This window comes from Falsirhodobacter sp. 1013, from assembly GCF_051195255.1.
GTDB lineage: Bacteria > Pseudomonadota > Alphaproteobacteria > Rhodobacterales > Rhodobacteraceae > Falsirhodobacter.
In genome coordinates this window covers 39,200-63,917 of sequence record NZ_JBNJLK010000010.1, presented here as the reverse complement: position 1 = coordinate 63,917, position 24,718 = coordinate 39,200, and the positions used below count along the sequence as shown (strand labels likewise).

Here is a 24,718-nt window from a genome sequence, read left to right as displayed (position 1 = left end):
GTAACCTGGTGAGGCGAAGGTATCCGATTGACACCAGGTGTTCAACCTATACCTAGCATCCGACATCACCAGAAGGATAAAGCCATGTCCACCGCCCTTTTTCAGCCCTTCACCCTGAAGGGTCTGACCCTGCCGAACCGCATCGTCATGGCGCCCATGACCCGGAACATGGCCCCCAAGGGCATCCCCGGCGCGGCACAGGCAGATTATTACCGCAAGCGCGCCGAAGGGGAGGTGGGCCTGATCCTGACCGAAGGCACCGTGATCGACCGACCGGCCGCGCGCAACCTGCCGGGCATCCCCTTCTTCCACGGCGACACGGCCCTTTCGGGCTGGGCCGAGGTGGTGGAGGCCGTGCATGGTGCCGGCGGCCGGATCGGCCCGCAGGTGTGGCACACCGGATCGACGCGGGCGGGGGAGTGGGAGCCCGAGGCCCCCGTGGAAAGCCCTTCGGCCCTTGTGGGTCCGGCCGATCCGCGCGGCGTTTCCATGACCGAGGAAGACATCGCCGACACCGTGGCGGCCTTTGCCAAGGCGGCCGCGGCGGCCAAGGCCACGGGCTTTGACGTGGTGGAACTGCACGGCGCGCATGGCTACCTGATCGACCAGTTCTTCTGGGGGGAAACCAACACGCGCGGCGACGTCTTCGGGGGCGCCACGATCCGCGAACGGTCCCGCTTCGCCGCCGAGGCCGTTCGCGCCGTCCGCGCCGCCGTGGGCCCCGACTTTCCCGTGATCCTGCGCGTCAGCCAGTGGAAGCAGCAGGACTACGCCGCCCGCCTTGCCGCCACCCCGGACGAGATGACGGACTGGCTTTTGCCGCTGGTGGAGGCGGGGGTCGACGTGCTCCATTGTTCGCAACGCCGGTTCTGGGAACCGGAATTCGCCGATCTGGACCCGGTGCTGAACTTCGCTGGCTGGGCGAAGAAGCTGACGGGCGCCACCACGATCAGCGTGGGGTCGGTCGGGCTGAACTCCGACTTCATGACGGCGTTCGGGGGCGAAAGCTCCGCCCACACCCCCCTCGACGACCTGATCGCGCGGATGGAGCGGGAGGAGTTCGACCTGATCGCCGTGGGACGGGCCCTGATCTCGGACGCCGAATGGGCCCGCAAGGTGCGGCTGGGGCAAGAGGTGCAGGGTTTCGACGCAGGCCATCTGGCCGAACTGCGCTGACATCGGCCACCTTCGCGGGACGGTCAGGTTTTCGGCGGACGGCCCGAAAAAGCGGCAGGCGGCGACCTCGGCCTGTGCTTCGCTACGGTGCGCGACGGTGGGACTGGTCGGCGTCGCCGGCCGGTCCTAGGCTGGGGCCTGTCTGTTTCGGAAAGGCCCCCTCATGCCCCAGTATCGCGCTATTGTCGGGGGGGAATGCTTTGTCTTCGACGGGCTGGCGCAGGTTCTGGCAGCCGCCACCCCGGAACGTTCGGGCGATCAGCTGGCGGGGATCGCCGCCCGCTCCGCGCCCGAACGGGTGGCCGCGCGCTACGTTCTGGCCGACCTGCCGCTGGCGGAGTTCCTGACCACCGCCCTGATCCCCTACGAGGTGGACGAGGTCACGCGCCTGATCATCGACGCCCATGACCGCGCGGCCTTCGCGCCGGTCGCCTCCATGACGGTGGGGGGCCTGCGCGACTGGCTCTTGTCGCCCGCCACCACGACCGCCGACCTGACCGCCGTGGCCCGCGGCCTGACACCGGAAATGGTGGCCGCCGTGTCCAAGCTGATGCGCAACCAGGACCTGATCCGCGTGGCCCGCAAGGCCGAGGTCGTGACCCGCTTCCGCAACACGCTGGGCCTGAAGGGACGCCTGTCGACGCGGTTACAGCCGAACCATCCGGCGGACGATCTGAAGGGCATCGCCGTGGCGGTGCTGGACGGGCTGCTGCGCGGGGCGGGGGATGCGGTGATCGGGATCAACCCCGCCTCCGACAGCGTGGAAAACTGCCTGCACATGCTGACCGCGCTGGACGGGTTGCGCCAGCGGTTCGACATGCCGACGCAGACCTGCGTCCTGACCCACGTGACCAATAGTCTTGAGGTGATGGAACGGGGCGGCCCGCTGGATCTGGTCTTCCAGTCCATCGCCGGGACCGAAGGCGCCAATCGCGGCTTCGGCATCGACCTTGCCCTTCTGGCCGAGGCGCAGGACGCGGCCCTGTCGCTGAACCGCGGCACCGTGGGGCAGGACGTGATGTATTTCGAAACGGGGCAGGGGGCGGCCCTGTCCGCCGGCGCCCATCACGGCGTGGACCAGCAGACGCTGGAGGCGCGGGCCTACGGCGTCGCCCGCGCCTTCCGCCCGCTTCTGGTGAACACGGTCGTGGGCTTCATCGGCCCCGAATACCTCTATGACGGCAAGCAGATCATCCGCGCGGGGCTGGAGGATCATTTCTGCGGCAAGATCCTTGGCCTGCCGATGGGGGTGGATGTCTGCTACACCAACCACGTGGAGGCGGATCAGGACGACATGGACACGCTGATGACCGTGCTGGCCGCCGCCGGCGTCAACTTCGTGATCACGGTGCCGGGCGCGGATGACGTGATGCTGTCCTACCAAAGCCTCGCCTTCGAGGATATCGACTACCTGCGCACGATCAGCGGGCTGGCCCCCGCGCCGGAGTTCCAGCAATGGCTGGCCCGCATGAACCTGGCCGGCGAAGGAACGCGCGCCCTGCCGGACCTGTCCGACATCACCCGCCGCATGGGCTTTGTGGCATGAGCGACCTGATCCGCCACCTGCACGCCCTGACCCCCGCCCGCGTGCGTCTGGACCCGAATGGCGGTGCGGCGCCCCTGTCCGCCGTGCTGGATTTTCAGGCCAGCCACGCCGCCGCCCGCGCCGCGATCCACGGCGCCGTGGACTGGGACGCGCTGGACCTGCCCTTGCCACACTTCCGCGTCCGCAGTCGCGTCACGGTCCGCGCCAACTACCTCCGCCGTCCCGATCTGGGCCGCCTGCTGGACCCGGAGGATGAGGCCCGCATCCCGCACGCCCTCTGCGACGTGGGCATCGTTCTGGCCGACGGGCTGTCGGCCACCGCCGTGACCGTGCAGGCCGCGTCCCTGATCCGCCACCTGCGCCCGGCGCTGGAGGGGCTGACGCTCGGCCCGCTCGCGCTGGTCGAAGGCGGCCGCGTCGCCATCGGGGACGAGATCGCGTCCCGCATGGGCGCCCGCCTGTGCCTCCTCCTGATCGGGGAACGGCCGGGCCTGTCGGTCTCGGACAGCCTCGGCGCCTATCTGACCCATGCGCCGCGCCCCGGAACGCCTGACAGCCTGCGCAACTGCGTGTCCAACATCCACGGCAAGGGCGGCCTGTCCCATGCCGAGGCCGCGCACAAGATCGCCTGGCTGACACGGCAGGCGCTTGATCGCGGGCTTACGGGCACGGCGCTGAAGGATCACAGCCATCTTGCCCTTCCGTCGCAAAGCGGCTGACCGCACCGGTGGCGGGCCTTAAACGGATTATCGCACAGAAAGAAAATCCTGATGCCGCGCATCCAGAAGATTTGGATTGCAAGTGGCCCCGTGCGGCGTATCCTTTTCATATCCTGATGAAACCTCAGGGTCCGAACGGGAGAGTTCCCCTGATCAAATATTGTCTTCTGACCGGCGCAAGCCGTGGCATCGGCCATGCGACCGTCAAGGTCCTGCAACGCGAGGGCTGGCGCGTGCTGACGGTGTCCCGGCAGCCGTTTTCGGACGAATGCCGCTGGCCCAACGCGCGGGAAAGCCACATTCAGGCCGACCTCGCGGACCTGTCGGCGATCCCGGCGCTGGCGGCCGACGTGCGGTCGCGCCTGCAGGACGGGGAGCTGGCGGCGCTGGTGAACAATGCGGGCATCTCCCCCAAGGGGCCGGACGGCAGCCGCCTGGGCGTCGCCCTGTCCGAAGCGGAGGTCTGGACTCGGGTGATGAACGTCAACCTCGTGTCCATCTCCCTCCTCGTGCGCGAATTGCTGCCGGAACTGACCAAGGCGAAGGCGTCCATCGTGAACGTGACCTCCATCGCAGGATCGCGGGTGCATCCCTTCGCCGGTGTCGCATATGCCGCGTCAAAGGCGGGCCTTGCCGCGCTGACACGCGAGCTGGCGCATGAGCTCGGCCCCCTCGGCATCCGGTCCAACGCCATTTCACCCGGAGAGATCGCGACCTCCATCCTGTCGCCCGGAACCGACGGCCTCGTGCAGCGCGAGGTTCCGTTGCAACGGCTGGGCACGACCGAGGAGGTGGCCCGCACGATCCAGTTCCTGTGCAGCGACGCGTCCTCCTACATCAACGGGGCCGAGATCCACATCAACGGCGGCCAGCACGTCTGAACGTTTCTTCTTTGCCGAAATCTGCGGCAGCGCCGCCTCATTGATCGGAACCCGACCAGACGGTCATTCCTCCACGAAGGCGCCCTGCACTCGGTCTTGCCAAGCCGGATTCGCTCCTGTTGGGTGAACCGGAACGACCCGGCAGGGGCCACGCCACAACCAACAGGACAGGACGATGAACACCATCCCCAACTCGCTTCAGGGCCGCGACGTCAAGTATCTGCTGCACCCCGTGACCAACGCCCGCGCGCATGAACGCACCGGCCCGCTGGTGATCGCGCGCGGCGAAGGGATCTACGTGTTCGACGACGCCGGCAAGGAATACATCGAAGGTCTGGCGGGGTTGTGGAGCGTGGGCCTCGGCTTTTCCGAGACACGCCTGATCGACGCGGCGAAAAAGCAGCTGGACACGCTGCCCTACATGCACCTGTTCGCCTCAAAGGGGCAGGAGCCTTCGATCCTTCTGGCCGAAAAGCTGGTGGAGATGACGCCGGCGGGGCTGGACCGCGTGCACTTCACCAATTCCGGGTCGGAGGCGAACGACACCGTCGTCAAGATGGTCTGGTTCTACAACAACGCCATCGGCCGTCCGCAGAAGAAGAAGTTCATCGGCCGCATCAAGGGCTATCACGGGATCACCATCGCGGCGGGATCGCTGACGGGCATCCCGGCCAACCATAAGGGGTTCGATCTGCCGCTGGACTTCGTGCGCCACGTCTCCACCCCGCATTACTGGCGCTTCGGGCAGGACGGGGAAACGGAGGAGCAGTTCTCCGACCGCCTTGCGGCAGAGCTGGAGGCGATGATCCTGGCCGAAGGTCCCGATACGGTCGCGGCCTTCATCGGAGAGCCGCTGATGGGCGCGGGCGGGGTGATCGTGCCGCCGAAGGGCTATTGGGAAAAGATCCAGGCCGTCTGCCGCAAATACGACATCCTGATCGTCGCGGACGAGGTCATCAACGGTTTCGGCCGCACCGGCAACATGTTCGCCTGCGAAACCTATGGCATCCAGCCGGACGTGCTGGTCCTGTCGAAGCAGATCACCTCCTCCTACCAGCCGCTGGCCGCGATCGTGTTCTCGGACGCCATCTATCAGGGCATCGCCGACGGGTCGGAAACGCTGGGCACATTCGGGCATGGCTACACCACCTCGGGCCATCCGGTGGCGACGGCGGTGGGCCTTGAAAACCTCAAGATCATCGAGGAGCGGGACCTTGTCTCCAACGCCCGCGCCATGGGCCGCATCCTGCGCGACGGTCTGGCGAAATACGCTGACCACCCCAATGTGGGCGAGGTGCGGGGCGAAGGCCTGATCGCGGCGGTGGAGTTCGTTTCGGACAAGGCTACGAAGGCGGGCTGCCAGCCGGTGGGCAAGCTGGCGCAGGCGGTGGCCGCCGCCTGTCAGGAACACGGGCTGATCCTGCGCGCCATCGGCGACGCGGTCTGCTTCTGTCCGCCGATGATCATCACCAAGGCGCAGACGCAGGAACTCCTCCGCCGCTTCGACGCTGCCATGGCCCATGTCTTCAAGGAGATGCCCGCATGAACGTCGCGACCAACGACCTGAGCCACGTGATCGCCGCCGACAAGGCCCATGTCTGGCACCATCTGAGCCAGCACAAGGCCTATGAGACCGCCGATCCGCGCATCATCGTCGAAGGCAAGGGCCTGCATGTCTGGGACGCGACGGGCAGGAAGTTCCTTGATGCCGTGTCGGGCGCGGTCTGGACGGTGAACGTGGGCTATGGCCGGACCAGCATCGCCGACGCGGTGCGCGACCAGCTGGTGAAGATGAACTACTTCGCGGGCGCGGCGGGAACCATCCCCGGCGCGCTGTTTGCCGAAAAGCTGCTGGAAAAGATGCCGGGCCTCAGCCGGGTCTATTACTCCAATTCCGGCTCGGAGGCGAACGAGAAGGTGTTCAAGATGGTGCGCCAGCTTTCGGCGCAAAAGCATGGCGGGAAGAAGTCGAAGATCCTTTACCGCGAACGGGATTACCACGGCACCACCATCGCGACCCTCGCCGCCTGCGGCCAGCCCGAGCGCGCCGCCCTGTACGGCCCCTTGCCCGAGGGGTTTGTGGAGGTTCCGCATTGCCTCGAATACCGCAAGCAATGGGACGTGGCCGATTACGGCCGCCGCGCCGCCGACGCGATCGAGGAGGTGATCCTGCGCGAAGGCCCCGACACGATCGGCCTTCTGTGCCTTGAGCCCGTGACGGCGGGCGGCGGCGTCATCACCCCGCCCGAAGGCTATTGGGACCGCGTGCAGGAAATCTGCAAGCAATACGACATCCTGCTGCACATCGACGAGGTGGTCTGCGGGCTGGGCCGGACGGGCGAATGGTTCGGCTACCAGAACTACGGCGTGAAGCCCGATTTCGTGACGATGGCGAAGGGCGTGGCCTCGGGCTATGCCGCGATCTCCCTCACGGTCACGACCGAGGCCGTGTTCGACATGTTCAAGGACGACGCGGGCGATCCGCTGTCCTATTTCCGCGACATCTCCACCTTCGGGGGATGCGCGGCGGGGCCGGCGGCGGCCTTGGAAAACATGCGCATCATCGAGGATGAGGATCTGCTGGCCAACACCAAGGCCATGGGCGCGCGGCTGACCGCGAACCTGCGCGCGCTTCAGGAAAAGCACGCCGTCATCGGCGACGTGCGCGGCATCGGCCTGTTCCAGGGGGCGGAACTGGTGAAGGACCGCGCCACGAAAGAGCCGGTGGACGAGAAGCTGACCCAGCGGGTCGTGGCGGAATGCGCGGCCGAAGGCGTGATCATCGGCGTGACGAACCGTTCGCTGCCGGGGCTGAACAACACGCTCTGTCTCAGCCCCGCGCTGATCGTGACTGCGGCCGAGATCGACCAGATCACCGCCGCCATCGACATGGCCCTGACCCGCGTCTTCGGCTGAAAAACCACCCATCACGACAAAAGCCCCCGCAGCACCTGCGGGGGCTTTTGTCGTTTCCGCCCATGGTTTTGGCGCAAATGAATCTATGCGTCCGAAAAGTTTTTTTAATTGGACCCGGGCGCCGTCTGCCGCTTCGATGGGGGCAAGACAGGCCGAAGCCTGCGACCCTTCCAACAGCATGTCCGAGGTATCCATGAACGACACCCATCTTTCCCTGTCGCGTCGCGCGGTCCTTCTGGGCCTTGGGGCGGGGCTGTCCGCGCTGGCGCTGCCGCGTGGCCTGCGGGCGCAAACGGGGGGCACGCTGCGCTTTGGCCTGTCCACCTTCCCGCCCAGCCTGAGCCCGTTCGAGAACACCGGCGGGGCCGCCAACACCGTCAAGCTGACGATGTTCCGCGGCCTGATGGGCTATGACGGGGACGGCAACCTGGTGCCCGAGGTGGCCGAGAGGGTGGAATGGGAAGGCGACAAGGCGGTCCTCTTCAAGCTGCGCGGCAACGCCGTCTTCCACAACGGCGATCCGGTGACCTCGGCCGACGTGATCCATTCCCTGAACGAGATCACGAAGGAAGGCTCTTCGGCGTTCCTGAAGGCCGACCTTTCCGTCATCGAGGAAACGGAGGCGGTGGATGACAAGACCGTCCGCATCACGCTGAAGACGCCGAACGCGGTGTTCCTGCACCTTCTGGCCAGCTATTGCGCGCCCGTGATCTCGGCCCGCAGCACGCCCGAGGTGGTGATCGGCTGCGGCCCCTTCCGCCTGAAAGGTCAGGAAAAGGGGGTCTATGTGGAGGTGGCGCGGGCGGACCGCTTCTACGGCCCCGACCAGCCCGCCGTGGAGGCCATCCGCTTCGTCGCCTATGCCGACGAGAACCTCCGCTATTCGGCGCTGGAGGCGGGCGATGTGGACGTGATCGAATACCTCCCCTGGACCCAGTTCGAAACGGTGGAGGCGTCCGACAGCCTGGAGATTTCCACCAACACCGGCCCCTTCATGTTCCTGCTGTTCAACACCGCCAAGAAAGGACCCCTGCAGGACCCGCGCGTGCGGCGGGCCATCGGCTATGCCATCGAACGGCAGGACGTGGTGGACGCGGCCTTTGCCGGCCGCGGGGCGCCGCTGGTGGGGTTCCCCAACCCGCCGGGCTCCACCATCGCGCTGTCCGATCCCGCCGCCGAATACAGCTATGACATGGAAAAGGCGCAGGCTCTTCTGGCCGAGGCCGGCTATCCCGACGGGTTCGAATGCCGGCTTCTGGCCACCGCGACCTACGGGATGCATCAGGACACGGCGGCCGTGGTGCAGGCCTATCTTGCCATGATCGGCATCAACGTCACGCTGGACCTGCCCGACTGGGGCAGCCGCGTGACCATGGGCACGAACGGCCAATATGACATCGCGGTGCATGGCGCGTCCGGCACCTTCAACGATCCCGACGCCCTGTTCTCCATGCTTTATTCCGGCAACCCGTCCTATCTGCAATCCTACGGGTTCAAGAGCGAGCGGATCGACGGCCTGCTGCTGGAAGGCCGCGCCGAACCGGACATGGAAAAGCGCAAGGCGATCTACCAGCAGCTTTACACCGCCTATTACGAGGAAGCGCCCCAGATCCCGCTGAACTGGCGGACGCAGGCCTACGGGATGTCCGGGAAGGTGTCGGGCTTCCACACCCTGCCGGGCTTCCTCAGCGGGTCCAGCGCCTTCGTGCTGGACGGGGCGAAGCTGGGATAAGGACCCTCCGATGACCGCTTTCCTTTTGCGTCGCGTCGCGGGCGCGGCCGTGATGCTGCTTGTCGTGGGCACGATCATCTTCTCGCTCCTGATGCTCGTGCCCGGGGATCCGGCGGAACTGCTGCTGTCCACGGGGGGCGGCAGCGCGACGCCGGAGGCGATCGCCAACCTGCGCGCCACCATGGGTCTGGATGCGCCGGTGGGTGTCCAATACCTGACCTTCCTGTGGGACAGCCTGCGGCTGGATTTCGGCACATCGATCATCGACGGCTCCTCCATCGCGCAGAACATCGCGCTGCGCCTTCCCCGCACGCTGGAGATCATCGTGGCGGGCACCGTTCTGGCCCTGCTGGTGGCCATTCCGGCCGGCACGTCGGCGGGATTACGGGCGGGCGGGCGGTTCGACATCGCGGCCTCGGCGGTGAACGCGCTGCTGACCTCGGTCCCTGGTTTCGTGGTGGGAACGCTGTTCATCTATCTGTTCGCGCAGGTGCTGGGCTGGCTTCCGGCGGGCGGCTACGTCGCCTTTGCCGAAGATCCGGTGCAGCACCTGCGGATGCTGATCCTTCCGGCGGTGACCGTGGCCCTGCACTTGGCCACCATCGTGTTCCGCATGACGCGGGCCAGCGTGCTGGAAATGCGCGGCCATGACTGGGTGCGCACCGCGACGGCCAAGGGCCTGACCCGCCGGCTGGTGATCCGCCGCCACGTGCTGAAGAACGCCCTTGGCCCCGTCATCACCGTGGTGGGCATGCAGCTTGGCATCCTTCTGGGTTCCACCGTGCTGGTGGAGTTCGTGTACAACTGGCCGGGCCTGTCCGGCATGCTCGTCACGGCGGTGGAGCAGCGCGACTTTCCCACCGTGCGCGCCGTCATCCTGACGGTCGCCGCCATCTTCATCGCGATCAACCTGGCGATCGACCTGCTGTATTCGCTGCTTGACCCGAGGATACGCCTGCAATGACCGCCATTCCCAAAGGCGCCACCCGCGTGCGTCCCCGTTTTCCGCGCCGGATGATCCTGCCGACCGTGCTTCTGGCGGCCCTGATCGTCACGCCCTTCGCCGCACCGCTCATCACCGACGCGAACCCGATCCAGATCTCGGTCCGCGACCGCCTTGCGGCGCCAAGCTGGAAGCATTGGCTGGGACAGGACGAATTCGGCCGCGACCGTCTGGCGCGCGTGCTGCATGGCGGGCAGGTGTCGCTGACCGTGGCCTTCGTAGCCACCACCATCGCCTGCCTTGTGGGCACGCTGTTCGGGCTGATCGGCGCGTATTTCCGCGGCCCGTTCCAGTTCGTGACAACGCGGTTGTCGGACGTGGTGCTGTGTTTCCCGCCCATCCTTCTGGCGCTGCTGGTGGTCACGCTGTTCGGCCCCGGCACAGTGACGCTGGTGGCGGTGCTGTCGATCCTTTATTTCCCCGCCTTCGCCCGCATCTCGTTTTCCGAGGCGCTGCGCGTCTCCGCGCTGGATTTCGTGGAAGCGTCGCGCGCCCTCGGCACGCCTTCGCGCCGCATCGTGTTCGGAACGATCCTGCCCAACATCGCGGGCCCTGTATCCGTTCAGTATTCGCTGACGGCGGCGGCCGCGATCACCATCGAAAGCGGGCTGTCCTTTCTTGGCCTTGGCGTCGTGCCGCCCGCGCCCAGCTGGGGCCAGATGATCCGCGGGGCGCGGCAGTTCATGAACCAGGACCCGCTGGGCATCATCATCCCTTGCGTGGCCCTGACACTGACGATCTATGCCATCAACTTCTTCTGCGACCGTCTGCGCGACACGCTGGACCCGAAGGGGAATGGCGGCGGCAAGGACACGACCTCGGTCCCGACCAGCGACGGGCGGCCCATCGCGACCGCCGATGATGTCGTGGCGGAGGTGCGGGGCCTGCGTCTGGACATCCCGCGCCCCGGCCACTCCGTCCGCGTGATCGAGGATGTGAGCCTGACCCTGCGCGCGAACCAGTGCACGGCCCTGGTGGGGGAGTCGGGATCGGGCAAGTCGCTGTCGTCGCTGGCGCTGATGGGGCTGCTGCCGGGCGCGATCCGGCAGTCGGCCGGCACCCTGACCCTGCGCCGCAAATCCGGGGATATGGTCGATCTGGGCCGGCTGGGCGCGAAGGAGCTGGAGGACGTGCGCGGCAACGACATCGCCATGATCTTTCAGGAACCGATGACCAGCCTGAACCCCGTCCACAAGGTCGGCGCGCAGATGGTGGAGGCGATCTGCGCCCACCGCCCGATGCACGCGGCCGAGGCGAAGGCGCTGGCCCTCCGCCTGCTGGCCCGCGTCGGCATCAACGAACCCGACCGCCGCTTCGACGGCTACCCGCACGAGATGTCGGGCGGGATGCGCCAGCGCGTGATGATCGCGATGGCGCTGACCTGCGAACCGCGCCTGCTGATCGCGGACGAACCCACCACCGCGCTGGACGTGACCATACAGGCCGAGATCATCGAGCTGCTGCAAGGCCTGCGCCAGGACCAGGCCGACGGCCTCAGCCTGCTGTTCATCAGCCACAACCTTGGTGTCGTGGCCGAGATCGCCGACCGCGTGGCGGTGATGTATTCGGGACAGGTGGTGGAGGAGGGGCCGGCGAAGCAGATCCTGGAGGACCCGCACCACCCCTACACCCGCGCGCTTCTGGAAAGCATGCCTTCCTCGCACGAGGAGATGCATTCGGCGCGGGGCGACCGGCTGCACGCGGTGGACGGCACCCCGCCGCTGCCCGACCGCCGCCCCTCGGGCTGCGCGTTCCGCGACCGTTGCCCCATCGCCCTGGAAAGCTGCGCGCTGGACCGCCCGCCCTTGTTCGAAGGCCCCGACCGCCACGTGCGCTGCTTCCGCGCGCCCGAAGCCGAAAGGAAAGCGGCATGAACGCCCTGCTGGAGGTCCGGAACCTCAACAAGCATTATCCCGTGGGCCGGAAGGGCCTGTTCGGCAAGCACAGAATGCAGGTGCTGCGCGACGTGTCCCTGACCGTCCACCCGGGCGAGGTTCTGGGGCTGGTCGGCGAATCCGGATCCGGCAAGAGCACGATCGGCAAGGCGGTGCTGCGGCTGATCGACAGCGACAGCGCGGCGATGGTGTTCCAGGGCCACGACCTGACCACCCTTGCGCCGGAAAAGCTGCGCGCCCTGCGCAAGGACATGCAGATCATCTTCCAGGACCCGTATGCGAGCCTCGACCCGCGCAAGACGATCCGTGCCGCCCTGTCCGAGGCGCTGGACACCCACAAGCTGCACACCGGCGCCGCGCGCGAAGGCCGGCTGGTCGCCCTGATGGACATGGTGGGCCTGAACCCCGCCTTCCTCGACCGCCGGCCGCACGAATTTTCGGGCGGTCAGCGCCAGCGCATCGGCATCGCCCGGGCGCTGGCGGTGGAGCCGAAGTTCATCGTCTGCGACGAGGCCGTATCGGCGCTTGACGTTTCCATCCAGGCGCAGGTGCTGAACCTTCTGGCCGATCTGCGGGCGACGCAGGGCATCTCGCTTCTGTTCATCAGCCACGACCTGTCGGTGGTGCGCTTCATCTCGGACCGGGTGATGGTGCTGTATCTGGGCCGCGTGATGGAGGTGGGTCCGGCCGACGCCGTCCATTTCAACCCGCAGCACCCCTACACCGCCGCGCTGGTCTCGGCCGAACCGAGCCTGAAGCACGCCACCCGCCGCATCCGGCTGGAGGGGGAGATCCCTTCGCCGCTGTCCCCGCCTTCGGGCTGCGTGTTCCGATCGCGCTGCCCCTATGCGCTGCCCGCCTGTGCGGACGGCGTCCCCGACCTGCGGCCCGCCGGCACCGACCGCCTGAAGGCCTGCATCCGCGACGACATTCTGTAAGAGGACAACATGACCGACAAACTGAAGATGGCCGAACTGACGAGCGAGGAAGCCCGTCAGCACCTGAACGGCGACGCCGTGATCCTGCTGCCCATGGGCTCGCTGGAAGATCAGGGCACGCACGCGCCGATGGGCGACTATCTGGGCGCCGAATGCGTGGCGCTGGACATCGCCCGCGCCGCACGGGCCGAAGGCGTGCCGACCTTCGTGGCGCCGCCGATCCCGTTCGGCGGGTCGGATTATTTCGGCTCCTCGCATGGCGGCATCGCGATCAGCCAGCCCACGCTGACGGCGCTGCTGGACGACATCATGGCCAGCCTCGCGCGCCACGGGCTGACGAAGATCCTGATCATCAACGGCCATGGCGGCAACGTCCTCGCCATCAACGAGGTGACGCAGGCCTGGCGCAAGAAGAACGGGATGTTCGTTGCCTCCATGTATCTGTGGCAGATCAGCTACGAACTGCTGAAAGACATCCTGGGGCCGGAGCAGGCGGCGAAATCCTCAGGCCACGGGGGCGATCCGCTCACCTCCATCGGGTTGCACTATTACCCCGAGATCCTGCGCATGGACCTGAAGCAGGCCCCGCCGAAAGGCCGGCGCGTGATGGGGATGGAACTGGCGGGCATGGCCGCCGTCAAGTATGATGGGGCCCGCATCAGCGTCCCGATGGAGGCGATCGAGGCCGCCCCCCACGGCGTCTGGGGCGGCGATCCCGTCCACAGCTCGGCCGAGACCGGCAAGGCCTTGTCGGAACGGCTGGTGAAGATCGGCGCGGGCTTCATCCGCGACCACGTCTCGAAGGGTTTTGCCGGCTGACATGGCGGATTATGGCGGTTTCCTGACGGCGCTTCACGCCGCCGGTTTCGAGGGGGAGCTGAGCCGCGCCCCCTCGGACCGGATGGTTCTGGCGACGGACAACTCCATCTATCAAGTGCCGCCGGACGCGGTGGCCTTTCCGAAAGGGCAGGCCGATCTGGAACGGATCGCGGGCCTTCTGGCCGACTGGCCGGATGTGGTGATCCGTCCGCGCGGGGGCGGGACGGGCACCAACGGGCAATCGCTGGGGGAGGGGCTGGTCGTCGACTGTTCCCGCCACATGACCGCCATCCTCGACATCGACGTGGCGGGGCGGCGGGTGCGCGTGCAGCCCGGCGTCATCAAGGACCGGCTGAACGCGGCGCTGGCCCCGCACGGGCTGTTCTTCGCGCCGGAGCTCTCCACTTCCTCGCGTGCGACGATCGGGGGCATGATCTCCACCGACGCGTGCGGGCAGGGCAGTTGCGCCTATGGCAAGACCTCGGATCACGTGCTGGCCGTGACGGCCGTGCTGGCGGGAGGGGAGGTCGTGAACACCGACCGGCCGCATCCGCTGGCCGATCTGATGGCCAAGCTGGCCCATGACCACGCCGACCTGATCGCCGAGCGCTTTCCGAAGATGAACCGCAGCCTGACCGGCTACGACCTTGGGCATGTTCCCGAACGGGGCCTGCGTTCCGTCATCTGCGGGTCCGAAGGGACGCTGTGCCTGATCGCCGAGGCCACGCTGAACCTGCTGCCGATCCCGAAGATGGCGGCGCTGGTCAACATCTTCTATGACGATTTCCAGTCGGCGCTGCGCGACGCGCGGGTGCTGGCGCGCATGGGCGCCACCTCGGTCGAGACGGTGGACAGCCGGGTGCTGGCGCTGGCGCGGGCGGATGTCGTGTGGCACGACGTGGCGGCCTTCTTCCCCGACACCGGCGCACGCGGCGTCAACCTTGTGGAGTTCACGGCCGACACCGCCGAGGACCTTGCCACCGCCATGAACGCGCTGGCAGAGGAGTTGCGGGATCCCGGCAACGGGCGGCGCGGTCACAGCACCGCGCACGGCCCGGATGTCGAAAAGATCTGGGGGATGCGGAAGAAGTCCGTGGGCCTTCTGGGCCGCGCCGACGGCCCGAAACGCCCGCTGCCCTTCGTGGAGGATTGCGCCGTCCCGCCGGAAAACCTGGAGCCGTTCATCGCGGGCTTCCGCGCGATCCTCGATGCCGAGGGGCTGGATTACGGGATGTTCGGCCATGTCGACGCCGGCGTCCTGCATGTCCGCCCCGCGCTGGACCTGACCGATCCCGCGCAGGAACCGATGATCCGCAAGATCACCGAGGCGGTGGAGGCGCTGGCCCGCCGGCATGGCGGCCTGTTGTGGGGCGAACACGGCAAGGGCGTCCGGTCCGAATTCGTGCCGGCGGTCTTCGGCCCGCTGTATCCGGTGCTGCAACAGATCAAGCAGGCCTTCGATCCGCACAACCAGATGAACCCCGGCAAGATCGCGGGCCCTTCGCTGATGCGGATCGACGGCGTGCCGCTGCGGGGCCAGCACGACCGGCAGATCGACCGCTCCACCCGCGACGCCTATGCCCCCGCGCTGGCCTGCAACGGCAACGGCGCCTGTTTCGCGCAGAACGCGGCCGAGGTGATGTGCCCCTCCTACAAGGTGACGCTGGACCGGCGGCATTCGCCCAAGGGGCGGGCGGGCCTTGTGCGCGAATGGCTGCGGCAGGGCGGGCCGGACGGGCGCGCCGACCCCGTCTTCGAGGCCGAGGTGAAGGACGCGCTGGACGGCTGCCTGTCCTGCCGCGCCTGTTCGCGCGCCTGCCCCGTGCAGGTGGACGTCCCTTCGTTCCGGGCGAAGTTCATGGAGGCGTGGCACCGCCGCCACCGCCGCCCGCTGCGCGACCACGCGCTGGCCCTGCTGGAACCGACGCTGCCGCTCGCCGCCCGCCTGCGCCCCCTGTTCAACGCTAGCCTGCCCGCGATGCGCACGATCGGCCTGCACCACCTGCCGCGCCTGCCCCAGGGCGCGCTGGACCTGCCCGTGGTGGGACACACGTTGCCCGATCCGGAGCGGACCGTGATCATCGTGCCCGACGCCTTCACGCGGTATTTCGAGCCTGCACTGGTGGCGGACCTTGCTTGCGTGATCCGCGCTGTTGGGAAGGAGCCTTGGTTGGCGCCTTACCGCCCCTCGGGCAAACCGTTGCACGTGATGGGGCGCCGGCACGCCTTCCACCGCGCCGCGGAACGGCAGGCGGACGTGCTGGAGCGCTTGCACGCGGCGGGGCTGACGCTGGTCGGGATCGAGCCTGCGGTGACGCTGACCTATGCCGACGAATACCGCGAAGCGGCCCGCGCCATTCCGGTGCTGCTGCCGCAGGACTGGCTGGCCACGGTGATCGACCGGCTTCCGGAACAACCACCGCAAGGCGCCGCGCGCCTGCTGGTCCATTGCACGGAACAAACGATGCGGCCCGATGCGTCCGAACTCTGGGCCCGCATCTTCGCCCGCATCGGCGTCGCGCTGGACCGTCCCCGGACGGGCTGCTGCGGCATGGCCGGCACCTGGGGCCATGAGGTGCGCAACGCCGACACCTCGGCCCGGATCTTCGCGCAAAGCTGGGCAGGGCAAGTGCGGGCGGAGGTTCCGGTTCTGGCCACCGGCTTTTCCTGCCGCTGTCAGGCGCAGGCGCAGGCCGGCGTCACCCTGCGCCACCCGCTGAGCCTTCTGGCCGAACGGCTTCAGGTGTCCACGAAGGTGACATAGCGCGGATGGGCGGCCGCCCATTCCGCCGCCGCCGCCCGCGCCAGCCCGAAGATCTGCTGCGTCTGCTGCTTGCGCGCGCGGTTGACATAAACGCAGCGCGTGTCCAACGGCGCCAAGGGCACGGTCATTGGCACCTCCACCACCATGCCGGTGGCAATCTCCCGCTCCATCGCCGCCAGGGGAATGGCGGACACACCGAAGCCCGCCCGCACCATGTCGCAGATCGTGCCCAGCGAATTGCCGGTGTGGCGGGCGTTGGGACGGCGGCGCGTTTCCTCCACCATGTCGGCCACCGGGCGGAAGAGGGGTGAGGTGTGGGGATAGAGAATCAACGGCAGGCCCCGCATCTCGTCCGGCGTCAGGGGGCGCTGCACCTGGCCCACCACGTCCGGCCGCCCGACCCACCCCACCTTGTAGAGGACCGAGAAGCTGTCGGGGATCTGCGGCAATCCCGCCTCGCCCGTGACGAAGGCCATGTCCAGCGCGCCGCTGCGGACCTGCTGGCGCAGTTCGACATTGGCGGCCGAATGGAAGTCCACCAACCCGATATCAGGATCGGCCATCACCTTCCGGCGCAAGGTCACACCCCAGGTCCGGGTGACCATTCCGACCGTCCCGATCGTATAACGTCTTTTTTGCTTAATCTTCAGGCGCGATGTCAAAGCTTCGGACAGATTGAGAAACGTCTCCGCGTATTCGGCCACCTCGTGCCCTTGGTCCGTCAGGGTGAATTCCGACGCGCTGCGGTCCAGAAGGGGAACGCCCAGGCTTTCCTCCAGCCCCGATATGCGTGCCGAAACAGCGGGTTGAGTCAGCCCGATATGATCCGCCACCTTCTGGTAGCTTTTCAGGCGGGTCAGCCAATAGAAGGCCTCCATCTGTTTCAGGTTCATGCGCCATCCGCCCCCGTGCCATCCTCCCGCATCATAAATTTCTTCTATGGGCGTGACCAGATTTTTTGCTTTGCGCCGCGCGCGCATCGCCGTTTTCATGATCCCGACACGTTTCCAGAGGACCCCGATGACCGTCGCGATCTACCTTCCCGCCGAAAGCAAGACCGAAGACTGGTGCCGCATGATGGGCGATCTGATGCCCGACTGGACCTTCCATTCCATGCGCAACGTCCCCGACCCCGAGGCGGTGACCTATTGCGTTGTGTGGCGCCCGCAGACCGGGGACATGAAGGCCTTCCCGAACCTGAAGGCCATCGTGTCCATCGGCGCCGGGATCGACCACGTCCTGGACGACGAGGAGCTGCCGGACGTGCCGATCATCCGCACCGTCGGGACCGACCTGACGCAGCGCATGAAGGAATACGTGGCGCTGCACGTGCTGCGCCATCACCGCGCCATGCCCGCCCTTCAGGCGTCGCAGGCCCGGGGCGAATGGAAGCCGATCGTGGTGCCCCCCGCGCCGCAGCGGCGCGTGGGCGTCATGGGCCTTGGCAACCTCGGCGCCGAGGCGGCGCGCCTTTTGTCCGTCATCGGCTTCGACGTGGTCGGCTGGTCGCGGTCCCCGAAAGAGATCGAGGGCGTGCGCACCTTTTCGGGCAGCGCGGGCTTCGGTGAATTTCTGGACGGGACCGAGATCCTAGTGAACCTGCTGCCCCTGACCGAGGCCACGCGTGGCATCCTGAACGCCGACACCTTCAACCGGCTGAAACGCGGCGCCGCAGTCATCAACGCCGCCCGCGGGCCCCACATGGTCGACGAGGATCTTCTGGAAGCGCTCGCCTCCGGCCAGATCGCCGCCGCCACGCTGGACGTCTTCCATGTGGAGCCGCTGCCCTCCGACCACCCGTTCTGGTCCCATCCGCAGATCACCGTCACGCCGCATGTCGCCTCGCTGATCGACGCGCCCACGGGCAGCCGGATCATCGCCCGCAACCTGCGCACCTTCGAGGAAACGGGCACCGTCGCCGATCTGGCCGACGCGCGCCGCGGTTATTGAACACAGGGGAAGACACAGATGAAAACGCTTCTTTCGGCCGTGGCCGCGACGGCCCTTCTGACGGGCGCCGCCGCCGCGCAGGACCTGACGGGGGAGATCACCCTTGGCGGCTATACCGGCGTGTTCGAGGATGAATACAAGAAGGCCGTGGTGGACCCCTTCGTGGCCGCCCATCCCGGCGTGACGGTGAACTACACCTCCGACCGCGCCTCCTCGGGGCTGCTGGGGCAGGCGCGGGCGCAAAAGGGCGACCCGCAGATGGATGTCGTCTTCATGGACGTGACCACCGCGCTGATCGGCAACAAGGAAGGTCTGTTCGCGCCGCTGACGGTGGAGGATGTCCCCAACCTTGCCGATCTGGTGCCGCAAGCCACCGTACAGGAGGGATATGGCCCCGCCGCGACCTTCGATCACGCGGTCATCACCTACAACACCGAAGCGGTGACCGAGGCCCCGACCTCGCTGGAAGTGCTGTGGGACCCGAAATACGCGGGCAAGATCGCGGCCACCTCCATGCCCTCGATCCTTGGCACCGGGCTGATGGTCATGACCTCGGCGATGCTGGGCGAGGATTACACGAAGTCCGTCGACCAGTCGGTGGAAAAGCTGGCCGAACTGGCCCCCGCCGTGCAGACCTTCGATCCCAAGCCCGACAGCTACACCCTCGTGATGAACGGGACGGTGGATCTGGCGACGGGCTGGAACGCCCGCGCCCAGTATTACGCCGACGCGTCGAACGGCACGCTGGCGGCGATAACACCGAAGGAGGGCACGATCCTTCAGATCAACACGATCAACCTTGTCGAAGGCTCGAAGAACCCGGAGCTGGCCAAGGCCTTCATCAACTATGCCCTGTCGCCCGAGGCGCAGGCCCGTTTCACCGAGGCGATGTTCTACTCCCCCACCAACAGCAAGGCGCAGCCGAGCGAGGCGGCGCAGGCCCGCACTGTCTTTGGCCAGCTGGACAGCACGCTGCCGCTGGACTGGGCCTGGGTCGCGACGCAGAACGACCGCTGGAACGCCATGTGGAAGCGCCGCATCATCACCGCCGGCAACTGACCGCCATGACCGTCCAATCCCCCATCGCCGCGGACCCCCACATCCGCATCGACGCGCTGACCTTCGACTATGGCGGCGCAAAGCCCGCGGTGGACGATCTGTCCTTCGACATCCGGAAGGGAGAGTTCATCGGCGTCCTCGGCCCCTCCGGCTGCGGCAAATCCACGACGCTGCGGATGTTCGCGGGCCTTCTGGCCCCCACGGGGGGCAGCATCACCATCGGCGGGCGCGACATCTCGCACGCGCCGCCATGGGAACGCAACCTCGGCCTCGTGTTCCAGTCCTATGCGCTGTTTCCGCACATGACGGTGGCCGAAAACGTGGCCTTCGGGCTGAAGCTGCGCAAGATCGGGCGGGAGGAAACGCGCGCCCGCGTGGCGGAGGCGCTGCGCGCGGTCCGGCTGGAGGAATATGGCGACCGCCGCCCCGCCGCCCTGTCCGGCGGACAGCAACAACGCGTGGCCATCGCCCGCGCCATCGTGATCGAGCCCGAGATCCTGCTGCTGGACGAGCCCCTCTCGAACCTCGACGCCCGCCTGCGCGACGAGATGCGGTTCGAACTGCGCGACATCCAGACCCGCACCGGCATCACCACCCTGTTCGTCACCCATGACCAGCAGGAGGCACTGACCATGTGCGACCGGATCGTCGTGATGAATGGCGGGCGGCTGGAACAGATCGGCACCCCGGCGGAAATCTACGACCGCCCCGCCTCGCCCTTCGTGGCGAACTTCATCGGGCGTGCCAACACGCTGAAGGCGCGGGTCGCGGGCGGGACCATCGCGATCGACGGCCAGCCGCTGCCGATGCCCGACGTCCTGCCGGAAGGCGCGGGGGAGGCGCTGGCCGTCATCCGCCCCCATTGCGTGCGCCTGCGGGCCGAGGGGCCGCTGAAGGCCCGCGTCCTGCGCCGCGTCTTCGTCGGCTCCATGATCGAGACGGAGCTGGAACTGGCGGGCGGTCAGCGCATGATCGCCGACATCCGCCCGGGGGATCCCGATGACGCGCTGGCCCATGTAGGCCACACGGTCGCGCTGGACTGGCGCGGGTCGGACATGCGGGTGTTCGTGCCATGAACGCGTTCACCACCCCCGGAACCGGATCGCGGATGACGCCGTGGATCCTGCTGGCCCCTGTCCTCGCGGTGCTGGCGGTGACCTTCATCGCCCCGATCCTCTGGCTGTTCCGCATGTCGCTGAACATCTCGGACTACGGCGCCATCGTGAAGGCGGTCAGCCCGGCCACCTACCTCGCGATCCTGGGGGACAGCTATTACCTTGACCTGCTGGGCCGCACGCTGAAACTGTCGGTCACCTGTTCGGTGCTGGCGCTGCTGCTGGCCTATCCGGTGGCGCTGTATCTGCGCAATGTCAGCCCGCGCTGGCGGACGGTGCTGACCGTGCTGGCGGCTTCGCCCCTTCTGGTGTCGGCAGTGGTGCGGTCGTTCGGCTGGATGGTGATGCTGGGCAATGGCGGGCTGGTGAACACGATCCTGCTGAAGCTGGGCGTGATTTCCGACCCGGTGGCGCTGGTCAACAACTACACCGGCGTCGTCATCGGCCTGACCGAGGCGATCATGCCCTTCATGTTCCTGACCATCACCGCCGGCCTCGGCCGCCTCGACCCCCGCCTGGACGAGGCCGCGATGTCGCTGGGCGCCAAACCGCACGAGGTGTTCCTGAAGGTGACGCTGCCGCTGTCGGTGCCCGCACTGGTGGCGGCGCTGACGATCGGCTTCGTGCTCTCCATCTCCTCCTACATCACGCCGTCGCTGCTGGGGGGCGGGCGCGTCTTCCTTCTGGCGACCGAGGTCTATGATCTGGCGCTGATGACGCTGGACTGGCCCACCGCCGCGGCCTTGGCCTTCCTGATGCTGGGCCTGTTCATCGTGGCGATGGTGGTGACGGGCCTTCTTCTCCGGTTCCTGACGAAGGTGCGCGCATGACCAAGGTTCTCACTATCCTCGCCCGCGCATGGGTGTTCGCCGTCTTCGCGGCCATCTTCCTGCCGCTGCTGCTGATCGTCGTCATCTCGTTCAGCGGCGACGCCTACCTGTCCTTCCCGCCCACGTCGTGGAGCCTGCGCTGGTACGCCGAGGTGCTGTCGAACGCGGGCTTCATGGAAGGGCTGCGCAACAGCGCCATCATCGCGGCGGTGGTCGCGTTCCTCAGCCTCGCGCTTGGGCTTCCGGCGGCCTATGCGCTGGTGCGGCTGGACTTCCCCGGCCGCCGCGCGATCCAGAGCCTGATCCTCGCCCCGCTGGTGCTGCCGTCGATGATGCTGGGCCTTGGCATCCTGATGGTGTTCACCCCGGCGGGGTTGGTCGCGACCTTTCCGGGGCTGGTGCTGGCGCATCTGGTGATGACGCTGCCCTTTTCCGTCCGCATCCTGCAGACCAGCCTGTCGAACCTTGGCACCGATGTGGAACAGGCGGCGATGACGCTGGGAGCGACGCCGGTGCAGACCTTCCTGCAGATCACCCTGCCGCGCCTCGTGCCGGGGATCGTCGCCTCCTCGGCCATCGCGGCGATCATGTCCTTCGATGAAATCGTGCTGTCGCTGTTCCTGGTCGGCCCGCGCCTGACCACGCTGCCCGTCGCCATCTACCGCTATGTGGAGGATCGGACCGACCCGATGGTGGCGGTGCTGGCGGTGCTGCTGATCGTCGTCTCCCTGTCGATGGTGCTGCTGATCGAGCGGACCGTCGGATTTACCAAAGCCTTCGGAAAATAAGGAAAAGGCCATGAGCTACAAGATCAACCCGATGCCGGACCAGATCCCGCAGGCCGATCTGGACCTGCTGGCCCAGTGCGAAACCGCCACCGTCGGCCATTGGCGCCAGTTCGGCTTCCTGCACCGCCAGATCCAGCCGCTGATCCCCGGACGCCGCATCGTGGGCACCGCCGTGACCATCGCCATCCCGGGCGCGGACTCCACCCTGCTGCATCATTTGCTGAGCTTGATCCGCCCCGGCGATTTCGTCTTCGTGGACCGCCTGCACGACGACCGCTACGCCTGCTGGGGCGGCGGCGTGACCGTGGGGGCCAAGGCCGCGGGCGCCGTGGGCGCCGTGGTCGACGGCCCCTGCACGGATCTGGAGGAGATCATCGCCTCCGACTTCCCGATGTGGTGCAAGGGCATCTCTCCCATCACGACGCGCAGCTATGACATCGGCGGCGCGATCAACATCCCCGTGTCCTGCGGCAACACCGTCGTGATGCCCGGCGACGCGGTTCTGGCCGACGAATCCGGCGTTCTGGTCCTCCCGCGGGACGAGGTGGCGTCCGAAGCGCAAAAGGCCATCGACATCCAGATCCGTGGCAAAGCGCGCGAGGCGCAGGTGCGCCAAGGTCAGGCCAAACTGGGCGACCTGTCGGGCGCCACGGCCAAGGTTCTGGCCAAGCTGGCCTGACACCGCTACCACCGTCCGGCCCGCCGGCCGGACCCGCTTCAAGGATAACGTTGATGACCTTGCCCTTCACCTGCGACAAGACCCCCGCCAGCGGATCAGGCGGGATGGTCGTGACGAACCATCCCTTGGGATCGGCCGCGGGGGCGGAGATGCTGGCCGCCGGCGGCAACGCGGTCGACGCGGCCGTCGCGGCATTGCTGACCCTGACCGTGGTGGAGCCCATGATGGTCGGGATTGCCGGGGGCGGACTGTCCCATGTGCGCATGGCGGATGGCACGAACGTGGTGTTCGACGCGCTGTCCCTGGCGGGCGCGGCGATGCACCCTGAGATCTACGCGCCCGTGTCGGACGAACCCGCGCGCTACATGGATGCGGAAGGGCGGCGGAACATGGTCGGGGCCTCCGCCGTCGCGGTGCCGGGCAACCTGAAGGGGTGGTGCGACATGCACGCCCGCTTTGGCAGGTTGCCCTTTGCCGATCTGGTGGAACCCGCAATCCGCGCCGCCGCGCGCGGGTTCACCGTCACGCATTACCTGGCCGGTGCGATCCACGAGTTCCGGGACGACCTGCTGGCCGATCCCGCGATGGCCGCCCTCGTGGCCCCCGGCGGCCACGTGCTGCAACCGGGCGACCGGATGGTCATGGCAGATTACGCCGAAAGCCTGCGCCTGATCCAGCGCGAGGGGGCGGCCGCCCTGCATGGCGGCGCCCTTGGGCAGGCGCTGGTCGAACGGATGGCGACCGGTGGCGCGGATGCCGGCTACCTGACGCTGGACGATCTGCGCAATTATCGGGTGGAGGAGCGGGCGCCCCTGACGGGGACCTATCGCGGATACGAGGTGATCGGCCCGCCGCCGCCCGCATCGTCCGGCGTGCACATCCCGCAGATGCTGAACCTGCTGGAACGGTTCGATGTGAAGGGAATGGGCTTCGGCACCCCCGAAAGCCTGCACCTGATGGCCGAGGTGATCCGCCTTGCCTTCATTGACCGTCGCGCGTTCTCGGGCGACCCCGCCTTTGTCGATGTTCCGGTGGACCGGCTGATGTCGAAGGCCTACGCCGCCGAATGTGCGGCCAGGATCGGGCAGCCCACGGCGCTGACCCCCTTCGGCCGCGAAAGCGCCGACACCACGCATATCACGATCGCGGACAAGGACGGCAACATCGTCACCGCCACCCACACGATCAACGGGCTGTTCGGCGCGCGCTTCGTGGTGCCGGGAACGGGGATCATCCCCAACAACTACATGTCCAACTTCGACCCGCGTCCGGGCAAGGCGCTGTCGGTGGTGCCGGGCAAGCGGGTGCCCACGTCCATGGCGCCGATGATCGTCACGAAGGACGGCCAGCCGGTCTGGGCGCTTGGGATGCCCGGCGGGTTGCGGATCTTCCCCTCGATCCTGCAGGGCATCGTCAACCTGATCGACCATGGGATGACCGTCCAGCAGGCCGTGGAAGCCCCGCGCCTGTGGACTCAAGGTCAGGAAGTGGAGATCGAACGCGCCTTCGCCCCACAAACCGCCGCCCTTGAAGCCTTCGGCCACAAGGTGAAGGTCATGCCCCATATCGGGGGCGGCATGAACGCGATCGCCTTCGGTCCCGTAATGACGGGCGCGGCCTGCTGGCGGGCGGATGGCACGGTCATGGCGGTTGGCGGGGGCCTCGCGAAACCGGGCGTCCGGTTCTGGCCGGACCGCGCGCCCGAAACGCCGCCCACGGCGGAATAACACCCTTACGACCTGAAGTTGCACAGAAACTGCACCAAGGCGCCCAAGGATGCATCCTTCGGGCGCTTTGTCCTGTTCGGACCACAACTCCCGCGCCTTCGGCATGACGCCCCGCTTTACAGCGGGCGACCCCGCATTCCAGCCTGAAGGAAAGGCCGTTCCGACAGGCATGAACCCCCGG

The 24,718-nt window shown here is 67.4% G+C and carries 20 protein-coding genes; 19 read left to right on the top strand and 1 reads right to left on the bottom strand.

Features of this window, described 5'->3' with window-relative positions; translation table 11 throughout:
* Positions 1–84: 84 nt before the first annotated feature.
* The 12 genes from ACSHZY_RS13720 to ACSHZY_RS13665 all read left to right on the top strand — a co-directional run bounded on the left by ACSHZY_RS13720 (position 85) and on the right by ACSHZY_RS13665 (position 16,389).
* Positions 85–1,176, top strand: a complete 1,092-nt coding sequence (locus tag ACSHZY_RS13720; protein ID WP_435170023.1) for a 12-oxophytodienoate reductase — start codon at positions 85–87, stop codon at positions 1,174–1,176.
* A 163-nt stretch (positions 1,177–1,339) separates the two neighbouring features.
* Positions 1,340–2,722 carry an ethanolamine ammonia-lyase subunit EutB gene (locus ACSHZY_RS13715; protein WP_435170021.1) on the top strand — a complete coding sequence of 461 codons (1,383 nt, stop codon included), beginning with the start codon at positions 1,340–1,342 and terminating at the stop codon, positions 2,720–2,722.
* Positions 2,719–3,441 (top strand): ethanolamine ammonia-lyase subunit EutC, encoded by a 723-nt coding sequence (gene eutC, locus ACSHZY_RS13710; RefSeq protein WP_435170019.1) that lies wholly within the window; start codon positions 2,719–2,721, stop codon positions 3,439–3,441. The genes ACSHZY_RS13715 and eutC overlap by 4 nt, the downstream gene beginning before the upstream one ends.
* 116 nt (positions 3,442–3,557) lie before the next feature.
* Complete coding sequence (locus tag ACSHZY_RS13705) at positions 3,558–4,322, top strand: SDR family NAD(P)-dependent oxidoreductase (RefSeq protein WP_435170017.1); 765 nt, start codon at positions 3,558–3,560, stop codon at positions 4,320–4,322.
* 175 nt (positions 4,323–4,497) lie between these two features.
* Complete coding sequence (locus tag ACSHZY_RS13700) at positions 4,498–5,868, top strand: aspartate aminotransferase family protein (RefSeq protein WP_435170016.1); 1,371 nt, start codon at positions 4,498–4,500, stop codon at positions 5,866–5,868.
* On the top strand, positions 5,865–7,238 hold the full coding sequence (locus ACSHZY_RS13695) for an aspartate aminotransferase family protein (protein ID WP_435170015.1): 1,374 nt from the start codon (positions 5,865–5,867) through the stop codon (positions 7,236–7,238). Before ACSHZY_RS13700 ends, ACSHZY_RS13695 begins: the two co-directional genes overlap by 4 nt.
* Before the next feature lie 193 nt (positions 7,239–7,431).
* The gene (locus ACSHZY_RS13690) at positions 7,432–8,970 is read left to right on the top strand and encodes an ABC transporter substrate-binding protein (protein WP_435170013.1); all 1,539 of its coding nucleotides are present in this window, start codon (positions 7,432–7,434) and stop codon (positions 8,968–8,970) included.
* Positions 8,971–8,980: 10 nt separating this feature from the next.
* The gene (locus ACSHZY_RS13685; RefSeq protein WP_435170011.1) at positions 8,981–9,934 is read left to right on the top strand and encodes an ABC transporter permease; all 954 of its coding nucleotides are present in this window, start codon (positions 8,981–8,983) and stop codon (positions 9,932–9,934) included.
* On the top strand, positions 9,931–11,847 hold the full coding sequence (locus ACSHZY_RS13680) for a dipeptide/oligopeptide/nickel ABC transporter permease/ATP-binding protein (RefSeq protein ID WP_435170009.1): 1,917 nt from the start codon (positions 9,931–9,933) through the stop codon (positions 11,845–11,847). Before ACSHZY_RS13685 ends, ACSHZY_RS13680 begins: the two co-directional genes overlap by 4 nt.
* On the top strand, positions 11,844–12,806 hold the full coding sequence (locus ACSHZY_RS13675; protein WP_435170008.1) for an ABC transporter ATP-binding protein: 963 nt from the start codon (positions 11,844–11,846) through the stop codon (positions 12,804–12,806). The genes ACSHZY_RS13680 and ACSHZY_RS13675 overlap by 4 nt, the downstream gene beginning before the upstream one ends.
* 9 nt (positions 12,807–12,815) lie before the next feature.
* On the top strand, positions 12,816–13,625 hold the full coding sequence (locus ACSHZY_RS13670) for a creatininase family protein (protein ID WP_435170006.1): 810 nt from the start codon (positions 12,816–12,818) through the stop codon (positions 13,623–13,625).
* 1 nt (position 13,626) lies between these two features.
* Positions 13,627–16,389, top strand: coding sequence for an FAD-binding and (Fe-S)-binding domain-containing protein (locus ACSHZY_RS13665; RefSeq protein WP_435170004.1), 2,763 nt, complete (start codon positions 13,627–13,629; stop codon positions 16,387–16,389).
* On the opposite strand, the gene ACSHZY_RS13660 is transcribed toward ACSHZY_RS13665, so the two are convergent.
* Positions 16,365–17,282: a LysR family transcriptional regulator gene (locus tag ACSHZY_RS13660; protein ID WP_435170003.1), complete on the bottom strand. Its 918-nt coding sequence runs from the start codon at positions 17,280–17,282 to the stop codon at positions 16,365–16,367. The two genes, ACSHZY_RS13665 and ACSHZY_RS13660, sit on opposite strands and share 25 nt — an antisense overlap.
* Before the next feature lie 127 nt (positions 17,283–17,409).
* On the opposite strand from ACSHZY_RS13660, the gene ACSHZY_RS13655 reads away from it, so the two are divergent.
* The 7 genes from ACSHZY_RS13655 to ggt are packed head-to-tail and all read left to right on the top strand — an operon-like array spanning position 17,410 to position 24,537.
* Positions 17,410–18,339 carry a 2-hydroxyacid dehydrogenase gene (locus ACSHZY_RS13655; protein ID WP_435170001.1) on the top strand — a complete coding sequence of 310 codons (930 nt, stop codon included), beginning with the start codon at positions 17,410–17,412 and terminating at the stop codon, positions 18,337–18,339.
* Between the two features lie 18 nt (positions 18,340–18,357).
* Complete coding sequence (locus ACSHZY_RS13650) at positions 18,358–19,398, top strand: ABC transporter substrate-binding protein (protein WP_435170000.1); 1,041 nt, start codon at positions 18,358–18,360, stop codon at positions 19,396–19,398.
* Between the two features lie 5 nt (positions 19,399–19,403).
* Positions 19,404–20,474 (top strand): ABC transporter ATP-binding protein, encoded by a 1,071-nt coding sequence (locus tag ACSHZY_RS13645; RefSeq protein ID WP_435169998.1) that lies wholly within the window; start codon positions 19,404–19,406, stop codon positions 20,472–20,474.
* Positions 20,471–21,343 (top strand): ABC transporter permease, encoded by an 873-nt coding sequence (locus tag ACSHZY_RS13640; protein WP_435169996.1) that lies wholly within the window; start codon positions 20,471–20,473, stop codon positions 21,341–21,343. Before ACSHZY_RS13645 ends, ACSHZY_RS13640 begins: the two co-directional genes overlap by 4 nt.
* Positions 21,340–22,131: an ABC transporter permease gene (locus ACSHZY_RS13635; RefSeq protein ID WP_435169995.1), complete on the top strand. Its 792-nt coding sequence runs from the start codon at positions 21,340–21,342 to the stop codon at positions 22,129–22,131. Before ACSHZY_RS13640 ends, ACSHZY_RS13635 begins: the two co-directional genes overlap by 4 nt.
* A 10-nt stretch (positions 22,132–22,141) precedes the next feature.
* Entirely contained in the window at positions 22,142–22,810 is a 669-nt protein-coding gene (locus tag ACSHZY_RS13630; RefSeq protein ID WP_435169993.1) for an RraA family protein, read from the top strand.
* Between the two features lie 53 nt (positions 22,811–22,863).
* Positions 22,864–24,537, top strand: a complete 1,674-nt coding sequence (gene ggt, locus ACSHZY_RS13625) for a gamma-glutamyltransferase (protein WP_435169992.1) — start codon at positions 22,864–22,866, stop codon at positions 24,535–24,537.
* Positions 24,538–24,718 lie beyond the last annotated feature (181 nt).

Excerpts from the sequence above, each read along its gene's own strand:
- ACSHZY_RS13720 (WP_435170023.1), top strand. The coding sequence starts at position 85 with ATGTCCACCGCCCTTTTTCAGCCCTTCACCCTGAAGGGTCTGACCCTG.
- ACSHZY_RS13715 (WP_435170021.1), top strand. The coding sequence starts at position 1,340 with ATGCCCCAGTATCGCGCTATTGTCGGGGGGGAATGCTTTGTCTTCGAC.
- eutC (WP_435170019.1), top strand. The coding sequence starts at position 2,719 with ATGAGCGACCTGATCCGCCACCTGCACGCCCTGACCCCCGCCCGCGTG.
- ACSHZY_RS13705 (WP_435170017.1), top strand. The coding sequence starts at position 3,558 with ATGAAACCTCAGGGTCCGAACGGGAGAGTTCCCCTGATCAAATATTGT.
- ACSHZY_RS13700 (WP_435170016.1), top strand. The coding sequence starts at position 4,498 with ATGAACACCATCCCCAACTCGCTTCAGGGCCGCGACGTCAAGTATCTG.
- ACSHZY_RS13695 (WP_435170015.1), top strand. The coding sequence starts at position 5,865 with ATGAACGTCGCGACCAACGACCTGAGCCACGTGATCGCCGCCGACAAG.
- ACSHZY_RS13690 (WP_435170013.1), top strand. The coding sequence starts at position 7,432 with ATGAACGACACCCATCTTTCCCTGTCGCGTCGCGCGGTCCTTCTGGGC.
- ACSHZY_RS13685 (WP_435170011.1), top strand. The coding sequence starts at position 8,981 with ATGACCGCTTTCCTTTTGCGTCGCGTCGCGGGCGCGGCCGTGATGCTG.
- ACSHZY_RS13680 (WP_435170009.1), top strand. The coding sequence starts at position 9,931 with ATGACCGCCATTCCCAAAGGCGCCACCCGCGTGCGTCCCCGTTTTCCG.
- ACSHZY_RS13675 (WP_435170008.1), top strand. The coding sequence starts at position 11,844 with ATGAACGCCCTGCTGGAGGTCCGGAACCTCAACAAGCATTATCCCGTG.
- ACSHZY_RS13670 (WP_435170006.1), top strand. The coding sequence starts at position 12,816 with ATGACCGACAAACTGAAGATGGCCGAACTGACGAGCGAGGAAGCCCGT.
- ACSHZY_RS13665 (WP_435170004.1), top strand. The coding sequence starts at position 13,627 with ATGGCGGATTATGGCGGTTTCCTGACGGCGCTTCACGCCGCCGGTTTC.
- ACSHZY_RS13660 (WP_435170003.1), bottom strand. The coding sequence starts at position 17,282 with ATGAACCTGAAACAGATGGAGGCCTTCTATTGGCTGACCCGCCTGAAA.
- ACSHZY_RS13655 (WP_435170001.1), top strand. The coding sequence starts at position 17,410 with ATGACCGTCGCGATCTACCTTCCCGCCGAAAGCAAGACCGAAGACTGG.
- ACSHZY_RS13650 (WP_435170000.1), top strand. The coding sequence starts at position 18,358 with ATGAAAACGCTTCTTTCGGCCGTGGCCGCGACGGCCCTTCTGACGGGC.
- ACSHZY_RS13645 (WP_435169998.1), top strand. The coding sequence starts at position 19,404 with ATGACCGTCCAATCCCCCATCGCCGCGGACCCCCACATCCGCATCGAC.
- ACSHZY_RS13640 (WP_435169996.1), top strand. The coding sequence starts at position 20,471 with ATGAACGCGTTCACCACCCCCGGAACCGGATCGCGGATGACGCCGTGG.
- ACSHZY_RS13635 (WP_435169995.1), top strand. The coding sequence starts at position 21,340 with ATGACCAAGGTTCTCACTATCCTCGCCCGCGCATGGGTGTTCGCCGTC.
- ACSHZY_RS13630 (WP_435169993.1), top strand. The coding sequence starts at position 22,142 with ATGAGCTACAAGATCAACCCGATGCCGGACCAGATCCCGCAGGCCGAT.
- ggt (WP_435169992.1), top strand. The coding sequence starts at position 22,864 with ATGACCTTGCCCTTCACCTGCGACAAGACCCCCGCCAGCGGATCAGGC.